Source organism: Prevotella sp. P4-98 (assembly GCF_002251405.1).
GTDB lineage: Bacteria > Bacteroidota > Bacteroidia > Bacteroidales > Bacteroidaceae > Prevotella.
The window spans coordinates 1-19,186 of the sequence record NZ_NPJC01000020.1; the positions used below are offsets into that span (position 1 = coordinate 1).

The following is a 19,186-nucleotide window of genomic DNA, read 5'->3' on the forward strand; positions in this document are numbered from 1 at the left end:
AGCATAGATTTATCGTTTGAAAGTTATATATAATAGTTTTTTTATATATTGTGTGGGCACACAATGTGATACTTCTGAAAAATTCTTTAGAAATGTTTTTGATTTTAAAAAAAATATATTACCTTTGCATCAGTTATCCTGAAAACAATCTTTTTACCTTAAAAGAGAGCTAATACCTATTGAAGATTGAAGCGATTGCCTGTGAGGGTCATCGCTTTATTTTTTTTATTATAAATTTGGTTGTCTCATAAAAAATTCGTAACTTTGCGCCCGATTTAGTCCGTTTTGGCTCGGTAAAGTCACAACACGGTGTTGTGCGCCAGTCGGAAAAACCCGTTTATAACATTTAAATAATGTACGCAATTGTAGAAATTAACGGTCAGCAGTTCAAAGCCGAAGAAGGCAAAAAGCTCTTCGTGAACCACATGAAAGAGGCTGAAGCCGGCAAGACTGTTGAGTTTGACAAGGTACTGCTTGTCGACAAAGAAGGTTCAGTACAGGTAGGTGCACCCACCGTAAGCGGTGCTAAAGTAGTATGTGAAGTGATCAATCCCCTTGTTAAGGGTGAGAAGGTTATCGTTTTCAAGATGAAGCGTCGTAAGGACTCTCGCAAAAAGAACGGTCACCGTCAGCAGTTCACTCAAGTAGAAGTTAAATCAGTAATCGCTTAAACGTAGGAGGAACAAGAAATGGCACATAAAAAAGGTGTAGGTAGTTCTAAGAACGGCCGTGAGTCTGCATCACAGCGACTCGGCATTAAGATTTTCGGTGGCCAGAAGGTTGTTGCAGGCAACATTATTGTTCGCCAGCGTGGCTCTAAGCACAACCCCGGCAACAATGTTGGTATGGGTAAGGACGATACTTTGTTCGCTCTCGTTGACGGAACTGTTCAGTTCCACAAAGGAAAGCGTGACAAGAGCGTTGTTTCAGTAATCCCCGAAGCATAACGCCGAACAAGAAAAAAAAATACTCCAAACAAACAATAGAATCCCAAATCTCTTCTCACGAGGTTTGGGATTTCTACTTTTTAAAGGCTGTGGAGGTTAAAGGTTACGAACCTTATGAAGCTGCAAACGTATGCACTTTTACCCTGATACGTGGGGGGATGGTATATTGTTGCCCAAATGGTTTATAATTCTAACGATAAATATTCAAGTATTCCGTTGAAGAAGAGCGACTACAAAAAAAAACATGAACCCATGGAGTAGAGTTCCTGTATTGTTTTATTTATAAAATGTGAACTTACTTGTTTTTTGCTTTTTTAAGTCTATTATAGAAAGGATGGAGCAATGAAGTTGCGACTCCCCTACCCGACAATTTGTCTAGTTCAGTTTTGGCTCGATTGTTTTTGCCAGATATGATGAGTAAGTCAATATACGACAACGCATAGTCTATGTTGGCAGGCTTTCTTTTAATCGCTTCTTCCCAGTCGTATAATGCTATTTCATATAGTTTCAGTTCTGCTTCATAAGAAGCTCGTGCCACATACACTTCCGGATCCTCCGGATGCTGTTCTACCACAATATTTAGTTGTTCCAGTGCCTCTTTTCTTCTTCCAGATGACTGGAACATATAAGCAAGTCCAAGTCTTGCTTCTTTATTAGTAGGAACGCTGGCAAGAACGGTTTCGTAATCGTTTTTTGCCAAATCATAGCGTCTGAGATGCATGTACGCGTATGCGCGATAATATAGAGCCGATAAGTTTTTTGATTCGTACCGAAGTATGAGTGTATATTCATCAACGGCATATTCCCATTGTTGCAGTTCGAGATTGACTGCAGCTTTTCTTAAGTGTAAATCGGTATTATATGGAGAAAGTTCAATCTTTCGGTTTAGCGAATTGAGTGAATCACGCCATTGCTGATTGTTCGTCTGTGAGAAAGTCACAGACGAACAAATCATCAATAGAGTAATAATCAAGCTTTTTTGATATAATCTACAATCCATGCTCCCACTTCTTTTGTTCCGTAAGCCTTGCCACCTTCAACTTGAATTTCTGGGGTTCTTACATTGGCGTCTAACGATGCGTTGACAGCCTCTCGTATCAATGCGCCTTCTTTGTTGAGTCCGAAATGTTCAAGCAACATTGCAGCCGATAGGATTTCTGCTAATGGATTGGCGAGGTTTTTACCTGCAGCCTGTGGCCATGAGCCGTGCACAGGTTCGAAGAGTGGTGTATGTTCACCGAGTGATGAAGATGGCTGTAATCCCATAGATCCTGTGATACAACTGGTCTCATCTGTAAGGATATCGCCAAATGTATTTTCTGTAACGACAACATCGAAGAAGCGTGGTTCTGTCAGCACACGCATTGAAGCGTTATCGATAAACATATAGTCGGTGTTGACATCAGGATACTGGGGTTCCATTTCCTTAGCAATCTGTCTCCAGAGTCGTGAACTTGCCAGCACATTGGCTTTATCTACAACGGTGAGGTGCTTTCTACGTTTCTGTGCTGTTTCGAAAGCTACTTTGAGTATTCTCTCAATTTCAGGTCTTGTATAGATGTCGGTATCGTAAGCCTTGTCATTATCCTGATATTTCTCTCCGAAATACATACCTCCTGTGAGCTCTCTGATAACTACGAAATCTGCACCTTTAAGTAATTCGTCTTTTAGTGGGCTTTTATGAAGCAGACAATCGAAGGTGGCAACAGGTCGTACATTGGCAAAGAGTCCGAGTTTTTTACGCATAGCCAAGAGTCCCTGTTCTGGGCGCACTTTTGCTGTGGGGTCGTTATCAAATCTCAGGTCGCCTACTGCAGCAAAGAGCACAGCGTCAGCATTCATACATACTTCGTGTGTTTCATCGGGATATGGATTGCCTACAGCATCAATGGCATGTGCTCCGCAGAGTGCTTCTTGATAAGTGAATTCATGTCCGAATTTGTCGGCAATGACATCCATGACCGCAACACCTTGTTTCATAATTTCCGGTCCGATACCGTCACCGGGTAATACAGCGATTTTGAGTTTCATTGTGATATTGTTTTTATTGTTCGTTTTCTATGATGTTCAACATTTTAAAGGTTGCCTTAATAGCAGCTTCAGTTTGGTCGGCATCAAGTCCTCTGGTTCTTAACACACCTTGTCCATGTTGCCATGTAATGACGGTCTGTACGAGTGCATCCGTTCGTCCTCCAGGCGGTATCGTAACCGCATAGTTAGCCAACAATGGAAATGTTCTGCCTAGATATTTCTTATAGATATATCTGAGTGCCTTGACAAACGCATCGTACTGACCGTCTCCTGTGGCACCGGCTTCATATTGTTTACCATTGATTTCCACTTTTACATTGGCTCCTGGTTTTAGTCCGTATGCTGTAGATACAACATAGCTTACGAGTTTTACCTTATCTTCCGGAGCATCGTGTTTCAGTACGTCAGATACGATGTACGGCAAGTCTTCCTGTGTGACAATCTCTTTTTTGTCTCCAAGCTCTGTAATACGTTGTGTCACACGCTTGGTTTGTTCTGGTGTGAGTTCAAGTCCCAGTTCTTCGAGGTTTCTGGCAATATTAGCCTTTCCGCTGTTTTTTCCCAGCGCATATTCCCTTTTTCGTCCGAATCTCTCTGGTACGAGATCATTATAGTAGAGCTTGTCTTTCGAGTCACCGTCAGCATGTACTCCAGCCACTTGTGTGAAGACGTTTTCTCCCACGATGGGTTGGTTTGGAGCAACAGCAATACCGCTATATCCTTCCACCAATCTACTAATGCCGTTGAGCTGTTCTTCGTTGATATTTGTTCTGGCATGAAATTGGTCTTTGAGTATCGCCTGTACGCTTGCTAATGGTGCGTTTCCGCATCTCTCACCGAGTCCGTTGACGGTAACATGAAGTCCCTTTGCCCCGCTGAGTACAGCAGCCAACGAGTTTGATACTGCAAGATCGTAGTCATTATGTGCATGGAAATCGAAATGGCATTGTGGGTATCTCTTTATCATCTTTCTGAAATACTCAATGACTTGAAGCGGATTCATCACACCCAATGTATCAGGCAACAGGAATCTTTTTATTCCACTATTGCAGAGCGCGTCCATGATCTGATAGACATACTCTGGTGAATCTTTCATACCATTTGACCAGTCTTCAAGATAGAGATTTACAGCAATGCCTTTTTCTTCTGCATATTTCAGCGATGCCTTGATATCTTCAAGATGCTCTTCTGGAGATTTTCGCAGTTGGTGTGTGCAATGTTTCAGCGAACCTTTTGCTAAAAGGTTGATGACCTTTCCTCCACAGTCGTTAATCCAGTCAATAGAAAGTCCGCCATCTACAAAACCTAACACTTCAACACGTTCGAGCATACCGATATTTCTTGCATATCTGCAAATCATGCTGACCGCCTCTTTTTCGCCTTCTGATACGCGAGCCGATGCCACTTCAATACGATCCACATTAACTCCATGCAGCAACATTCTTGCTATCATAAGTTTCTCATGAGGAACGAATGAAACGCCATTGGTCTGTTCTCCATCTCTTAGGGTGGAGTCCATGATTTCTATGACTGGCAGTTGTCTTGTATTGGCATTTATGCGTTCTGCTGTTCCCATTGTTCGATTTTGTCCTTGTTTTGAATCAGAAAATCGATATCATCGAGTCCATTGACAAGACAATGTTTTTTATATCCGTTAATATCAAAGGTTTCCTGTCGTCCTGTCGCCTTATTGGTGACGGTTTGTTCTGGCAAATTGACCTCAACTTCAGTTTTGGGATTGTTTTTAATGCTGTCAAAGAGTTCTGCCAAGAAGTCTTCGCTGACTACTACAGGGAGAACGAAGTTATTGAGCTCATTGTTTTTGTGGATGTCAGCAAAAAAGGAGCTGATGACCACTCTGAATCCGTATCCAGCGATGGCCCATGCAGCATGTTCACGACTAGAACCTGAACCGAAGTTTTTTCCTGCCACGAGTATGCATCCGCTGTAGGTAGGATTGTTGAGCACAAAATCTTTATTTAACGTTCCGTCTGCGTTATACCTCCAGTCGCGAAAAAGGTTGTCGCCAAAGAAACTTTCTTCTCTGGTAGTGGCTTTGAGGAAGCGTGCTGGAATAATTTGGTCTGTGTCCACATTTTCCAAAGGAAGTGGCACACAGGTAGATGTTATGATGTTGAATTTCTGTTTCATTTTCAATATGTTGGATATGCGTGATTAAAGCAACTCTCTAGGGTCTGTTATTTTACCGGTTACGGCAGCAGCTGCTGCTACCAATGGTGAGCAGAGTATGGTACGGCTACCTGGTCCCTGTCGTCCTTCAAAGTTGCGGTTTGATGTAGATACGCTGTATTTTCCTGCAGGCACTTTATCATCGTTCATGGCCAGACAGGCAGAACATCCAGGTTGTCTGATTTCAAATCCTGCCTCTTCAAGAATCTTATCGATACCTTCTTCGCGAATTTGCTGATCTACGGCCCAACTTCCTGGCACGAGCCATGCCACTACCCTTTCACATTTCTTACGTCCTTTGGCGATAGATGCGAAAGCTCTGAAGTCTTCTATGCGACCATTAGTACAAGCTCCAAGGAATACATAGTCTATTTCCTTGCCAAGGAGTTTCTCTCCTGCTTTGAATCCCATATAATCGAGTGATTTCTGGAATCCAGCGCCTTCACCTTGTGGTATGGCTTCGGTAATTCCGATTCCCATTCCTGGGTTTGTACCATAGGTAATGCGCGGTTCTATATCTTTTGCGTCGAATACGAGTTCCTTGTCGAAAACAGCGTCATCACCGCTTTTTAGCGTTTTCCAATAAGCCACAGCTTTGTCCCATGCTTCACCCTTAGGTGCAAACTCACGACCTTTGATGTATTCGAAGGTTGTTTCGTCAGGTGCAACAAATCCACCACGTGCGCCCATCTCTATCGACAGGTTGCAGAGTGTCAGTCGGCCTTCCATAGAGAGGTTTTTTACTACATCTCCCGCATATTCTACAAAATAACCTGTAGCACCAGAAGTAGTAAGCTGGCTCATGAGATAGAGTGCCACATCTTTTGCGGTTACCCCTTTCTGCAGTTTTCCATTAATACTGATGCGCATAGACTTAGGTTTCTGCTGAAGAATACATTCCGATGCCATTACCATCTCCACTTCCGATGTTCCAATACCGAAAGCTACCGCTCCCATTGCACCATGTGTAGAGGTATGAGAGTCTCCACATACAATAGTCATTCCGGGCAGAGAGAGTCCCTTCTCAGGACCTACAACGTGGATGATACCATTGTCTTTCGACATCATGGCATAGTGGGTCAAACCAAATTCCTTCGCATTCTGCGCCAACGTGCTTACCTGTTTTGCAGAAACAGGATCTTCTATGGGTTTATCCTGATCGTGTGTTGGTGTGTTATGGTCTGGCATACAATATATATGGTCTGGACGGAAACATTTCAATCCTCTTGCACGCATGCCGTCAAAAGCCTGTGGCGAGGTCACCTCATGGCAGTAGAGTCTGTCGATATAAAGTTGTGTTGGACCATCAGGCAGTTGCTGAACTACGTGTTTGTCCCAAATTTTGTCGAAAAGTGTGTTCATTTCTTCTTAAACTTGTTTATACAGTCAATATATGCTTCAACCGAAGCGGTTACGATATCAGTGTTGGCACCGAATCCATAATAAATACTTCCTTCATATTCCACCTGCATGTGAACCTTGCCCACATCATCGGATCCCTTTGAGATGGCCTGGATGGTAAACTCCTTCAAGGTCATCTGTTTCATAATGATTTTCTTCAGCGCCTTGATAGCAGCGTCAACAGGACCGTTGCCTGATGCAGCAGCTTCAAATTTCTGATTGCTGATGTCAAGTCCAATAGAGGCAACACTCTTGACGCCCTTTCCTGTGGTTACCTGCAAGAAATCGAGTTTCACAGCATGGGCCTCTGCGGTATCGGCACCAGCCAACATGAGCACATCGGCATCGTTGACCTCCTTCTTCTGATCGGCCAGAATCAGGAACTTTTCATAAATTTTATCGAGTTTCTGCTCATCAACCTCCACACCATTCACGTTCAGACGATGCTTCAACGCTGCGCGTCCACTTCGTGCGGTCAGCACGATAGCATTGTCGTCGATACCCACATCCTTGGGATTGATGATTTCATAGGTCTGCACGTTTTTTAGCACACCATCCTGATGGATTCCGCTAGAATGAGCAAAAGCATTACGACCCACAATGGCCTTGTTGGGTTGTACGGGCATGTTCATCAAGCTCGATACCATGCGACTGGTGGGATAGATCTTTGTGGTATTGATATTGGTTTCGATATCCAGACCTTTATGACATTTCAGAATCATGGCAATTTCTTCGAGCGAAGTATTTCCGGCTCGTTCACCAATTCCATTGATGGTCACCTCTACCTGTCGAGCACCACCCAACACACCGCTAAGCGTGTTGGCTGTTGCCATGCCTAAGTCGTTGTGGCAATGTGTAGAGATAATAGCACGGTCAATACCGTCAACATGTTCTTTCAGGTACTTAATTTTCTCGAAATACTCCTGAGGCAGACAGTAACCCGTCGTGTCTGGGATATTGACCACGGTAGCACCTGCTTTAATGACAGCTTCTACCACGCGAGCCAGATATTCATTTTCGGTGCGTCCTGCATCTTCACAGTAGAACTCTACGTCATCTACATATTTCTTTGCATATTTCACAGCAGCCACACCACGTTCGATAATTTCTTCTCGTGTGGAATTAAATTTGTATTTAATGTGCGAGTCCGATGTACCAATACCAGTATGGATACGCTTGTGTTTCGCATATTTCAATGCATCTGCAGCTACATCAATATCTTTCTGCACAGCACGTGTTAGGGCACAGATGGTAGGCCATGTCACGGCTTTCGATATTTCAATCACACTATTGAAGTCGCCTGGACTGCTAACGGGGAATCCTGCTTCAATCACATCAACTCCAAGTTGTTCAAGAGCTTTTGCCACCTGTATTTTTTCAACGGTGTTCAACTGACATCCTGGAACCTGCTCGCCATCGCGGAGGGTTGTGTCGAAGATAAATAATCTGTCACTCATATTCTTTCTTGTTGTTTAATTTCTTTCAATTCTTAATAAAAAGTGCCTTTCACACTGTTGGAAGCGAGAAAGGCACCTTTGTATTTTCATATTTCAACTACATACACGTCTTACCACTTCCAACCGTTTGGCGCAGTCGGATAATAATAATACCGCTAAGTAGATTCATACTATTCATATCGTTTTCTATTTTGACCGCAAAGTTACACATTTTTGTTTAATTCTCCAAATAAACCATCACTTTTTTATCTAAAAATCTAATAAAACAAAGATAAATACGACACAAGACAAACAAAACGAAAGTAATTGTGGTGAAAAAACTATTAAACTGCAACCTGTTACCCTACCCTAACTTTTATATTGAAATAGGTGGATGATGAATGGTGCAGAATGATGCATGAGTTGATTCATATAATCACCTTTCTTACAGCATGGGAACATTATATCAAGTTTTCAAACCTTCGGGATGCCTTCGGGATGTCTTCGGGTTCAAAGCAGTCATTCATACATAATATCATATTTCAAGACTGAGACCAGGTGTTCAACTCAAATAATACCTCATCGAAATATTAATTTTCATATTCTAAAAAATATCCGCAATGGAGAATACTCATTGCGGATATTGATGATTATACAGTAGATGTCTGCAACAGTCTGTTGCATTATCCACCAAAGTTATCGTACATGATGCTCTCAGACTCTACACCCAGAGAATCGAGCATAGCCACTACGGCTTTCGACATGGGACCAGGACCACACATGTAGTATTCAATATCCTCTGGTGCCTCGTGGTCCTTCAGGTAGGTATTGTACATGACCTGATGAACGAATCCTGCGGTGTATTTCACGCCAGCAGCATCGGCTGCTGGGTCTGGGCGGTCGAGAGCCAGATGGAAATGGAAGTTGGGGAATTCCTTTTCCAGTCCATGGAAATCGTCGAGGTAGAACACCTCGTTGAGTGCACGTGCGCCATAGAAATAATGCATCTCGCGATCGGTAGTGTGCAATGTTTTGGTCATGTGCATGATCTGTGCACGCAACGGAGCCATACCTGCACCACCGCCAACCCATATCATTTCCTTCTTGCTGTCGAAATGTGGATGGAAATCGCCGAAAGGACCACTCATGATAACCTTGTCGCCTGGTTTAAGAGAGAAGATGTAAGACGAAGCAATACCTGGATTCACATCCATAAATCCACTGCGATCTGGTTTGAATGGAGGAGTTGCAATACGTACGGTCAACATGAAGACATCACCTTCTGCAGGATAGTTCGCCATAGAATAGGCACGGATGGTGGGTTCGGGGTTCTTACACTTCAAGGGGAAGAGACCAAACTTCTGCCAAGCCGGCAGATATTCATCACCAATAAGCGCCTTGTCGAAATCCTTGTCGTAGTCGATGCAGTCGAATGCAGGAATCTTGATTTGAGCGTAAGAACCTGGAAGGAAGTCCATATGGGCACCCTTAGGCAGTTGCACTTTAAATTCCTTGATAAACGTAGCAACGTTCTTATTTGAAATCACGGTGCACTCATATTCCTTCACACCAAGGATGCTCTCGTCAACATGGATGTTAAGGTCACCCTTCACCTTACATTGACATCCCAGACGCCAATGGTTTTTGATTTCCTTTCGGGTGAAATGAGGTTTCTCGCTATCGAGAATCTCACCACCACCTTCCAGAACCTGTACCTTACATTGTCCGCAAGAGGCTTTACCGCCACAGGCAGAAGGCAGGAAGATACCATTCTCGTTGAGCGTAGCCATCAGGTTGTTGCCTTGTGGCACGTTAATGGTACGGTCGCCATTAATAGTAATGTTGACATTACCGCTTGGACTCAAGAATTTCTTGGCCACAAGCAGAATAATTACCAGCAGGAGGATTACCAAGAGGAACACCCCTATACTGTATGCTATAAATTCTGTCATAATGTTACTTGTCTGCTAAAGTTAAATATTGAGTCCACTGAAACACATCATCGCCATAGCCATCAGGCCTACGGTAATGAAGACGATACCGAGACCCTGAAGGGGACGAGGCACGTCGCTGTATTGCATCTTCTCGCGGATAGCACCCAAGGCAACAATTGCCAAGGTCCAACCGATACCAGAACCAAGTCCATAGACCACAGCATCACCTACGCTGGTGATGGCTTGTGAATTGGTGGCATCGAGCAGAATACGCTGTTGCATGAAGAGCGAAGCACCCATGATGGCACAATTGACCGCAATCAGCGGAAGGAAAATACCCAGCGCAGAATAGAGTGATGGACTGAAGCGTTCTACAGCCATTTCTACCAACTGCACAATACCGGCAATGACGGCAATGAAGAGGATGAAGGACAGATAGCTCAGGTCAACACCTTCGGCAAGACAGTTGGGACCAAGTACGCAGGTCTGCAACAGATAGTTGACAGGTACGGTAACTACAAGTACAAAGGTAACAGCAAGTCCGAGACCAAGAGATGTTTTGACAGTCTTCGACACGGCAAGGTACGAACACATGCCGAGGAAGAAGGCGAATATCATATTATCTACGAATATCGACCGGAAGAATAAACTTATTGCATGTTCCATATCTTATTTCTCCTTTATAAAGTAAGCACGATGAATCCAGATAACACAGCCCACAAGGATAAGAGCCATGGCAGGCATGGTCATCATTCCGTTGTTGACATAACCAGCATCGTAAAGTGCCTGTGGAACGATCTGAAAACCCAGTAAAGTACCACGTCCAAGAAGTTCACGCACACCACCCACGATGACAAGGATGAGGGCATAACCCAATCCGTTGCCCACACCGTCAAGGAATGAAGGCCAGGGCTTGTTCATCATGGCAAATGCCTCAAGGCGACCCATGAGGATACAGTTGGTGATAATCAGACCGACATAGACGCTAAGTTCTACACTAACATCATAGGCAAATGCTTTAAGCACCTGTGACACGATTGTCACGAGGGCAGCCACCACTACCAGTTGCACGACGATACGGATACGTGTAGGAATGGTGTTGCGAATGATAGAAATAATCACATTGGCAAACGCGGTAATTACCGTCACGGCCAAACCCATCACAATGGCCGGTTTGAGTTGTGAGGTGACGGCCAAAGCCGAACAGATACCAAGCACCTGACCGAGAATAGGGTTGTCAAGGCTGATGGGGTTTGTCAATACCTCTTTGTTTTGTTTACTGAATAATGACATGGCTGTTACTCTTTTACTTCAACAGAATCACTTGGAAGAGTGACAGACTGCTTTCCGAAGAGCTTGTCTGCACGCTTGCAAGCATCCAACAAATCTTTTTTCAACATGGCGTCAACACCATCAGAGGTCAAGGTAGCACCAGTCACCGCGTCAACCTGACAGGAACTGTCTTCTACCTTCTTCACGATAGAGAGGGCTACGTCATGGCCTTTCTCGTCGGCAAAGACACGCTTGCCGATGAATTTCTCCTGCCAAGCCTTAGAGTCTTTGATTTCGGCTCCCAGACCAGCTGTTTCACTTTCGTGATTGAAATAAACGCCATAAACGGTAGTGGGTTGTCCGTGAAGGGCAATATATCCACTGATGCCGCCCCACAGTCCCATGCCTTTCATGCTGACCACGAGGATGGGTTCGCCATCAACTTCACATTGGTAGAATATCTGACCGTTGTCTTCTTTCTCATCCTTCACTACCTCATTGTAGCGGGCTTCTGCCTCTGCACCATCAAGGTTACGGATGTTGAGCGAATATAGAATCTGTTTCTTCACATCGAGCTCAACATTAGCATCCTGCATGGGTTTGAGTGCCTTGAATACAAAGGCCAGCACAAAAGCCACGATGACAACAAGCACAGTACTATATATAATAATGTACGTGTTTGAGTTTGTATTTAATTTGCTCATTTGTTTTCTCTTTAATGATTTTACTTAGCACGTTTCATGCGCTTGCTGACATTGCGCTCCACGATGAAATGGTCGATGGTGGGAGCAATCATATTACCGAAGAAGATGGCGAGCATCATACCTTCCGGATAACCGGCATTCATCACACGGATGATGACAGCCATGGCTCCTATCAGGAAACCATAGATGTATTTACCTCCTTCAGTACGACATGAGGTGACAGGGTCGGTGGCCATGAAGACAGCACCAAAGGCGAAACCACCCAACAGGAACTGTTCGTACCACATCATCTGGGTCATGCCGAGCGACTGGAAGAGTAATGCCATCAGGCCACCTCCTACAAATACACTCACCATGGTTCTCCATGAAGCGATACCAGCCCACAGTAGGATTACCGCACCAATAGCGATGGCGACAACAGATGTTTCGCCGATACTACCGGGAATGAAACCTAATGCCATATCAAGGAGTGAAGCATCTGGAGTTACCCCCTGGCCAATCTGACCGAGCGGAGTTGCTGCAGTAAAGGTGTCAGGCAGAGTGTTACCCAGTCCGAAGATACTGTCACGTGCAATCCACACCTGACCACCTGTCATCTTTGACGGATAAGCAAAGAACAGGAACATACGGGCAGAAATAGCAGGGTTGAACAGGTTCATACCCGTTCCTCCGAAAATCTCTTTGCAGAAGATAACAGCAAAGGCACATGCCAACGCCAACATCCACAAGGGACAGCCTACAGGGATGATTAATGGGATGAGGATACCGCTAACGAGATAGCCTTCTTGGATTTCTTCACCTTTCCATTGTGCCCAGGCAAATTCTATACCGAGTCCGACGATATAGCTCACCAGAATCTTTGGAAGGACCACAAGGGCACCATATACAAAGATTTCAAGGAAACTGGCTGTTGCCAAGGTTCCTGCGGCGAGATAGTTTTGATAACCCACATTATACATACCAAACAGTAAAGCTGGCAACAAGGCGATGACCACCATACTCATGATGCGCTTAGAATCGATGGCATCATGGATGTTCACACCCGTGCGTGCTGTGGTGTTTGGCACATAGAGGAAAGTCTCAAATCCATCGAACACGCTACGGAAGGCATGGAGCTTTCCATCGGGTTCGAAATGAGGCTTAACTTTATTGAGATAATTTCTTAATGCACTCATATTAATATTGTTATGTGTTTTCTTTACGTAAAATATTTAAGCCTTCACGAACAATACGTTGCAGTTCGAGCTTGGAAGAATCAACAAACTCAGCCAATGCAAAATCTTCAGGACTTACCTCATAAATGCCCAATTGCTCTTGACGGTCAATATCGCCAGCAATAATCGCCTTAATCAGAAATTCCCCGTAGATATCCATAGGAAGCACGCGATCGTATTCACCACTCATAATCATGTGACGCTCACCACCCTTTACACGTGCATCGAGAGCATATTTCTTTTTAGGACAGAGCCATGAGAAATAGCTGCGACTGGTACTGAACTGTCCGAAACGAGGCATGATCCAACCTGCCAGCTCGTCGGCATTATCACCTTCTGGAATGACGGTAATCTCACTACTATGCGCACCTAGGAATCCCTCTTTTGTGGTGGGACATCCAGTTAGCACATTACCATTGATAATACGCACATGATGGTCGGAATCGTAACTGTTGGAAAGGAGTGTGGAAAGTTCTTCACCCACATTCATACGAACATAGGCAGGATTCTTTACCTCGCTACCACAAAGGGCAACCAAACGATGTAAATCAACACGGCCGGTCTTCAACAGACGACCGATGAAAAGTACGACGGTAGGATCTACAGTCCATACCACCTCACCCTTGTTGACTGGATCGATGTGGTTGACCTGCACACCCACATTACCGGCAGGACAAGGACCGTCGAAGACATGAGTCTCGATATCTTTGTATTTGTCGATAAACGAAGCGTTCTTACCGCAACCCACATGTGTAGTGGCAATACGTGAAAGGGCTGTAAGTCCCAACTGAAACTCCTCCTCTTCCCCCTTCACTTCTACTTCAAAGTCACACGACAGGGGTTTGTCGCGAAGCGTAGAAATGAAGATAGCCTTAGGCATAACGGTAGGATTGGTTGAAACAGCATAAGGCAACTGGTCGATATAACCAAAGAGACCTGCTTCAAGCAAAGCCTCTACCACAGCCTTTCCGTCCATCTTCGACGGATCCTTGATGCCGAAATCAACCGATACTTGCTCTTTGTCTGCCTCCACGCGGATGCAAAGCACTTTTCTACGTTCACCACGCACCACTTCGCGTACAGTACCGCTAACGGGTGAGGCGAATTTAACTTCAGGATACTGCTTGTTTACAAACAAAGCATCCCCAGCCTTGACATGATCGCCTTCGCGTACTACCACTTTAGGAACGACACCCACGAAATCTTCAGGGACAATACCATACTGACCGTTTGATTTCAACTGGATGACTTTTCCTTCCGCTTTTCCTTGAAGGTGAATGTCCAAGCCTTTTCGTAACTTGATTACATCTGTCATTTGTTTATCTTTTTGAGAATAGTTGCTTTAATAATGACTGCAAAATTAGTAAAAATAGGTCTAATAAGCATAAATAATTCGCAAAATATTTAATATTCACAACTTTTTAATGTAATTTTGTGGCTCAAACATGTTAAATGAAAACATTTTGCAATCTCTATTTGTCAGTTTTTGACCAGTAGTAAGAACATATTGCCAGTGAAGATACTGAAATATATCCTTAAAATCACGATATGGGCGGTCATTGCTGTCTATCTGCTGACAATCCTTACGTTCTCCATCCCCAGCATACAACAATATACTGGAGAGAGAATTGCTGTTGCCATAGGCGATAAGTTGGGAACAAATGTCAAGATCGGTAGTGTCAATCCCGGATGGCTTAACAGACTCGTTGTCGATAAAATCTCTATGGATGACCAGTCGGGAAAACAGCTATTAGTCGCCAATCGTATGAGCGTGAGAATCAACCTCATCTCCCTCATTACATCGGGAAAGATTGATATTTCAACCGCACAGATTTTCGGAGGAAAAATCAGTCTCTACCAAAACAGACCTGAAGACAAACCCAATTTCCAGTTTGTGCTCGACTCACTTGCTTCCAAAGAATCGAAAAGTGATAGCAAACTCGATTTAAGGTTGGGCTCGCTCATCATGCGACGTACTTCCGTCAGCTACGATAAAAACTGGATAGCAAGAAGATACGGGCAGTTTGATGTGAATCATATCAAAGTGACGGACCTCAGTTCACATATTCTAATTAAAACGCTCACAAACGACTCGCTGAATGTCATTGCCAAAAACATTTCCATGAAAGAACAGGGCGGACTGGATGTTAAGCGACTGGCATTTCAATTGGAATGTGGACGTAACCGTTGCAAGCTCAAAAGTCTTGACTTAAAACTGCCTGACACCCAGTTGGCTTTGGGAGAAATGGAAGCCGACTACCGTATAAAAGGCAAAAAGATAGATTTGGAAGCGTTAAGGTATCATGGTGAAATAAAACCATCACATATCGCGCTAAGTGACCTGAGTGCTTTTGTACCTTCCCTCAAGCAGTTCAAAGGCACCATCTCGTTTAGGTCGAAATTCAAAGGCGAGAAGGATGACTTAGACATTGAACAGCTCTTGGTAGAATCCACATCGGGAGATATTGACATCGATTGCAACGGATGGGTAAAGAATATTACAGAAAAACCCCAATGGCTTGCGCATGTCAACAATCTATCGTTGTCGGCTCAAACCATTGGTTTTATATCAGAAAACCTGAAAGGCACACGCTTTACCCCACCCGCCCCTCTGGTAAGAATGGGGGATATACAAATGCATGGTCTTGCAACAGGTACAGCGTTGGATGTCATCAAAGTACAACAACAAATCCGTACGGATGTGGGAAGTCTGAAACTGAATTTCGACAAAGAAGCTGACCAATCCTTCCAGGCAGACATCAAAACAGAGAGCATCAATCTGCAACAGCTGCTCGACGATGCTCATTTCGGACAAGTATCAGCAGATATTGCCGTGAATGGTTCGCTGGACCGTCAACATTTTCTGGTACAAGCCAAGGGAAATATAGGGCAGTTTATCTATAACGAATACCCATTTCGCAATATCAAGATTGACGCACGTTACGACAGTAAAGAAGTTGGCGGAAACCTCTCTATCGACGATCCTAATATCGGACTGGACATCTCTGGACTGTGTCAGATGAACCATAACGAACGAAACATTCAGATCAAAGCATCGATACTCAACTTCTCTCCTAAAGCCATCAACCTCTCCGACAAATGGGGTGACGCCAGATTCTTTGCCGATATATCATCTGATATCAGAGGCAGTAGGATAGACAATTCAACGGGTTCGGTGAAAATTGACAATTTCTCGATGCTGTCGTCAACAGACAGTTATGAGTTTGATCAGTTGCATATCATGACAGGATATGAAGGCGACACCCATTTCATGCGCATCCGTAGTGACTTCGCACAGGCTGAAATCATGGGAAAGTTTGACTATAAGACCCTGACAAAGAGCTTTACCGATTTCCTCGCCAACCAACTGCCTACCCTTCCCGGCTTGCCCACAAATGGTCAGGGAACCAAGTTTGATTACAGTCAGTCAAATGGCAATACAACAGCGTATAAGAATAAACGGCAATCAGCTGCCAATAATGATTTCTCGGTTCATCTGCACATCACAAGAGGCGACTGGTTGCAACGCTTGCTGAAGGTGCCTATGGCTATCCGCAAACCTGTCACGATAGATGGTTTTGTGAATGATAACACACACACTATCAACCTGAAAGGAAGCGCTGCTGAATTTTACTTTAACGGCAATTGCTACCGTGACGCCTATGCCAATATCCATACGCCTGGCGATACTTTAGTCTGCCAGTTGGGTGTGGCAAAGATGATGGATAATGACGACCGCATCGATCTTAAACTCCAAGCCGATGCACACCATAATCAGTTGAACACCTCCCTCCATTGGAACAATCATAAGGTTGAAAAAAATATGGAAGGAACGCTTAATGCCACAACAATCTTCCATAAGACGGAAAACGGACAACATGCGGCCAATGTTCAGATCAATCCATCGCGCATCAACATACATAATACATGGTGGAATGTTGAACCGAGCTCGATATACTATGCTCCTAAGCATGTTAGCATCAAGAATTTCACGATCAAACACGATAGCCAACACCTCGTCATCGACGGAACAGCTTCACCCTCAGAGGATGACGGTATTGTGGTGAACCTCAACGATATTGACATAGAATACATCCTCGAACTGGTGAATTTCCATGCCGTAGATTTCAATGGTCATGCTACAGGACAGGTTTTGGCTCATGCCATCTTCAGCAAAAAACCTAAAGCATCGGCACAACTGGCCGTTGACGGTTTTGAGTTTGAACATGGTCGCATGGGTACGCTAAATGCCAATGTAGTATGGAACGAACAAGACCAGCAAATCGATATTCATGCCATTGCCGATGACGGACAGATCTCAAATGGTCGCGACTCTAAAACCTATATTGAAGGTTATGTTTCTCCTGTGAAGAGTTTTATAGACCTCGGCATCAGGGCTGAGAACACCAGAATAGAATTTATGCATTCGTTCACTAAGAGCTTCATCTCTCACATCGACGGATCGGCTCTGGGCGCCGTACGACTGTTTGGACCGCTGAGTACTATTAACATAGAAGGTCAACTGGTTGTCAATGGTGAAGCACATGTGAAACCGACAGGATGTACGTATTATCTTAAAAACGATACGATTAATCTTGTCCCTGACGAAATTTCCTTTGCTTCATGCTACATCTATGACAAAAACAACCAAAGAGGACTGATGACGGGTGGCATACACCACAAGCACCTCACCAACCTCACCTACGACCTCTATGTCGATGCCAACCATCTCTTGGCTTATGATTTCAACGACTTCAGAGACGACACGTTCTATGGTACAGTCTATGGTACTGGTCGCGTGGGTATTCACGGACGTCCCAATGAAACGACCATCGACCTGAATATCACGCCGGAAAAGGGTTCGTCTTTTACCTATAATGTAGCGCAACCCGATGCCATCGGCAATCAGGAGTTTATCAGTTGGGTGACACATCGAGATAATGACACAAAACTCAACCAAACATCACAGGAAGTCACGACAGACAATCCGTTGGAGGACCGTTCTGATATGCGCATCAACTTCCTTATCAACTGTACGCCGAATGCTACACTACGCTTGCTGATGGATAACCAGACAAACGATTATATCACGCTCAACGGAAACGGCATCCTGCGTGCCACATGGTTTAACAAAGGCGGTTTTCAGATGTTTGGAACATACCATGTTGAACATGGAACCTACGGTGTGACCATACAGGAAATTATCAAGAAAGACTTTACCTTCCAACCCGGAGGTACTATCGTCTTTGCAGGTGACCCTTATGAAGCTACGCTGAACCTACAGGCCTTGCATGCAGTAAATGGCGTATCGTTGAGCGACCTCAACGTCGGCAAGAGTTTCTCGAATACGGTTAAAGTCAACTGCCTGATGAATATCACGGGACAACCGTCAAACCCCATAGTGGATTTCGATCTTGACATGCCGAATGTCAATACAGACGAAAAACAGATGGTTCGATCGATTATTAACGGACAAGAAGAAATGAACCAACAGGTGCTCTACCTCCTTGGCTTCGGTCGATTCTACCCACAGGGTGCGAATAATGCGGAAGCGGGGGAAACACAACAAAACCAAACGTCGCTGGCCATGCAAGGTTTGTTGTCGGGTACGCTGAGCAGTCAAATCAACACCTTGCTTAAATCAGTCATCAAAAGTAACGATTGGAGTTTTGGCGCTAATATTTCCACGGGCGACGAAGGATGGAACAATGCGGAATACGAGGGTATTGTCAGCGGTAGGATGTTCAACAACCGATTACTCCTCAACGGACAATTTGGTTACCGTGACAAAGCCAATACCGCCAACACAACATTTATTGGTGACTTTGATGTGCGCTATCTGTTGGTGCCCAACGGAAACCTTGCCTTGAAAGTGTATAATCAGACCAATGACCGCTATTTCACAAAATCAAGTCTTAACACCCAGGGACTCGGCCTGATCATCAAGAAAGATTTTAGTAACCTGCGCGATTTGTTCGGCATCAGAAAGAAAAAGGCGACAAAGGCAAAAAAGGAAAAAAAGGAGAAGAAACAATAATAGTTTCTTGTCGCTAACAG

Annotated in this window: 15 protein-coding genes; 3 read left to right on the forward strand and 12 right to left on the reverse strand. The window is 44.3% G+C overall.

What is annotated here, in order from left to right; all coding sequences use genetic code 11:
- The first annotated feature begins 353 nt into the window (after positions 1–353).
- Entirely contained in the window at positions 354–671 is a 318-nt protein-coding gene (gene rplU / locus CIK96_RS03245; RefSeq protein ID WP_094390232.1) for a 50S ribosomal protein L21, read from the forward strand.
- Positions 672–689: 18 nt separating this feature from the next.
- Positions 690–947 carry a 50S ribosomal protein L27 gene (rpmA, locus tag CIK96_RS03250; RefSeq protein ID WP_094390231.1) on the forward strand — a complete coding sequence of 86 codons (258 nt, stop codon included), beginning with the start codon at positions 690–692 and terminating at the stop codon, positions 945–947.
- 295 nt (positions 948–1,242) lie between these two features.
- Here rpmA and CIK96_RS03255 read toward each other — a convergent pair whose 3' ends face one another.
- From CIK96_RS03255 to CIK96_RS03310, 12 genes are all read right to left on the reverse strand, one after another.
- Positions 1,243–1,947, reverse strand: coding sequence for a tetratricopeptide repeat protein (locus tag CIK96_RS03255; RefSeq protein WP_144007209.1), 705 nt, complete (start codon positions 1,945–1,947; stop codon positions 1,243–1,245).
- Entirely contained in the window at positions 1,917–2,978 is a 1,062-nt protein-coding gene (gene leuB / locus CIK96_RS03260; RefSeq protein WP_094390229.1) for a 3-isopropylmalate dehydrogenase, read from the reverse strand. Before leuB ends, CIK96_RS03255 begins: the two co-directional genes overlap by 31 nt.
- 13 nt (positions 2,979–2,991) lie before the next feature.
- A complete protein-coding gene (locus CIK96_RS03265; protein WP_094390228.1) occupies positions 2,992–4,554 on the reverse strand; it encodes an alpha-isopropylmalate synthase regulatory domain-containing protein in 1,563 nt (520 codons plus the stop codon).
- Positions 4,533–5,129: a 3-isopropylmalate dehydratase small subunit gene (gene leuD / locus CIK96_RS03270; RefSeq protein WP_094439609.1), complete on the reverse strand. Its 597-nt coding sequence runs from the start codon at positions 5,127–5,129 to the stop codon at positions 4,533–4,535. The genes CIK96_RS03265 and leuD overlap by 22 nt, the downstream gene beginning before the upstream one ends.
- A 24-nt stretch (positions 5,130–5,153) precedes the next feature.
- Positions 5,154–6,530 carry a 3-isopropylmalate dehydratase large subunit gene (gene leuC, locus CIK96_RS03275; protein ID WP_094390226.1) on the reverse strand — a complete coding sequence of 459 codons (1,377 nt, stop codon included), beginning with the start codon at positions 6,528–6,530 and terminating at the stop codon, positions 5,154–5,156.
- The gene (locus CIK96_RS03280) at positions 6,527–8,026 is read right to left on the reverse strand and encodes a 2-isopropylmalate synthase (protein WP_094439611.1); all 1,500 of its coding nucleotides are present in this window, start codon (positions 8,024–8,026) and stop codon (positions 6,527–6,529) included. Before CIK96_RS03280 ends, leuC begins: the two co-directional genes overlap by 4 nt.
- Positions 8,027–8,688: 662 nt before the next feature.
- The gene (gene nqrF / locus CIK96_RS03285; RefSeq protein ID WP_173815126.1) at positions 8,689–9,957 is read right to left on the reverse strand and encodes an NADH:ubiquinone reductase (Na(+)-transporting) subunit F; all 1,269 of its coding nucleotides are present in this window, start codon (positions 9,955–9,957) and stop codon (positions 8,689–8,691) included.
- Between the two features lie 21 nt (positions 9,958–9,978).
- Positions 9,979–10,605 carry an NADH:ubiquinone reductase (Na(+)-transporting) subunit E gene (nqrE, locus tag CIK96_RS03290; protein WP_094390223.1) on the reverse strand — a complete coding sequence of 209 codons (627 nt, stop codon included), beginning with the start codon at positions 10,603–10,605 and terminating at the stop codon, positions 9,979–9,981.
- A 3-nt stretch (positions 10,606–10,608) separates the two neighbouring features.
- A complete protein-coding gene (locus CIK96_RS03295; RefSeq protein ID WP_094390222.1) occupies positions 10,609–11,232 on the reverse strand; it encodes an NADH:ubiquinone reductase (Na(+)-transporting) subunit D in 624 nt (207 codons plus the stop codon).
- Positions 11,233–11,237: 5 nt separating this feature from the next.
- Complete coding sequence (locus tag CIK96_RS03300) at positions 11,238–11,915, reverse strand: FMN-binding protein (RefSeq protein WP_094439613.1); 678 nt, start codon at positions 11,913–11,915, stop codon at positions 11,238–11,240.
- 20 nt (positions 11,916–11,935) lie between these two features.
- Positions 11,936–13,090: an NADH:ubiquinone reductase (Na(+)-transporting) subunit B gene (locus CIK96_RS03305; RefSeq protein ID WP_094439616.1), complete on the reverse strand. Its 1,155-nt coding sequence runs from the start codon at positions 13,088–13,090 to the stop codon at positions 11,936–11,938.
- Positions 13,091–13,100: 10 nt separating this feature from the next.
- Positions 13,101–14,444, reverse strand: coding sequence for a Na(+)-translocating NADH-quinone reductase subunit A (locus CIK96_RS03310; RefSeq protein WP_094439618.1), 1,344 nt, complete (start codon positions 14,442–14,444; stop codon positions 13,101–13,103).
- A 198-nt stretch (positions 14,445–14,642) separates the two neighbouring features.
- On the opposite strand from CIK96_RS03310, the gene CIK96_RS03315 reads away from it, so the two are divergent.
- Positions 14,643–19,166 carry a translocation/assembly module TamB domain-containing protein gene (locus tag CIK96_RS03315; protein ID WP_144007473.1) on the forward strand — a complete coding sequence of 1,508 codons (4,524 nt, stop codon included), beginning with the start codon at positions 14,643–14,645 and terminating at the stop codon, positions 19,164–19,166.
- Positions 19,167–19,186 lie beyond the last annotated feature (20 nt).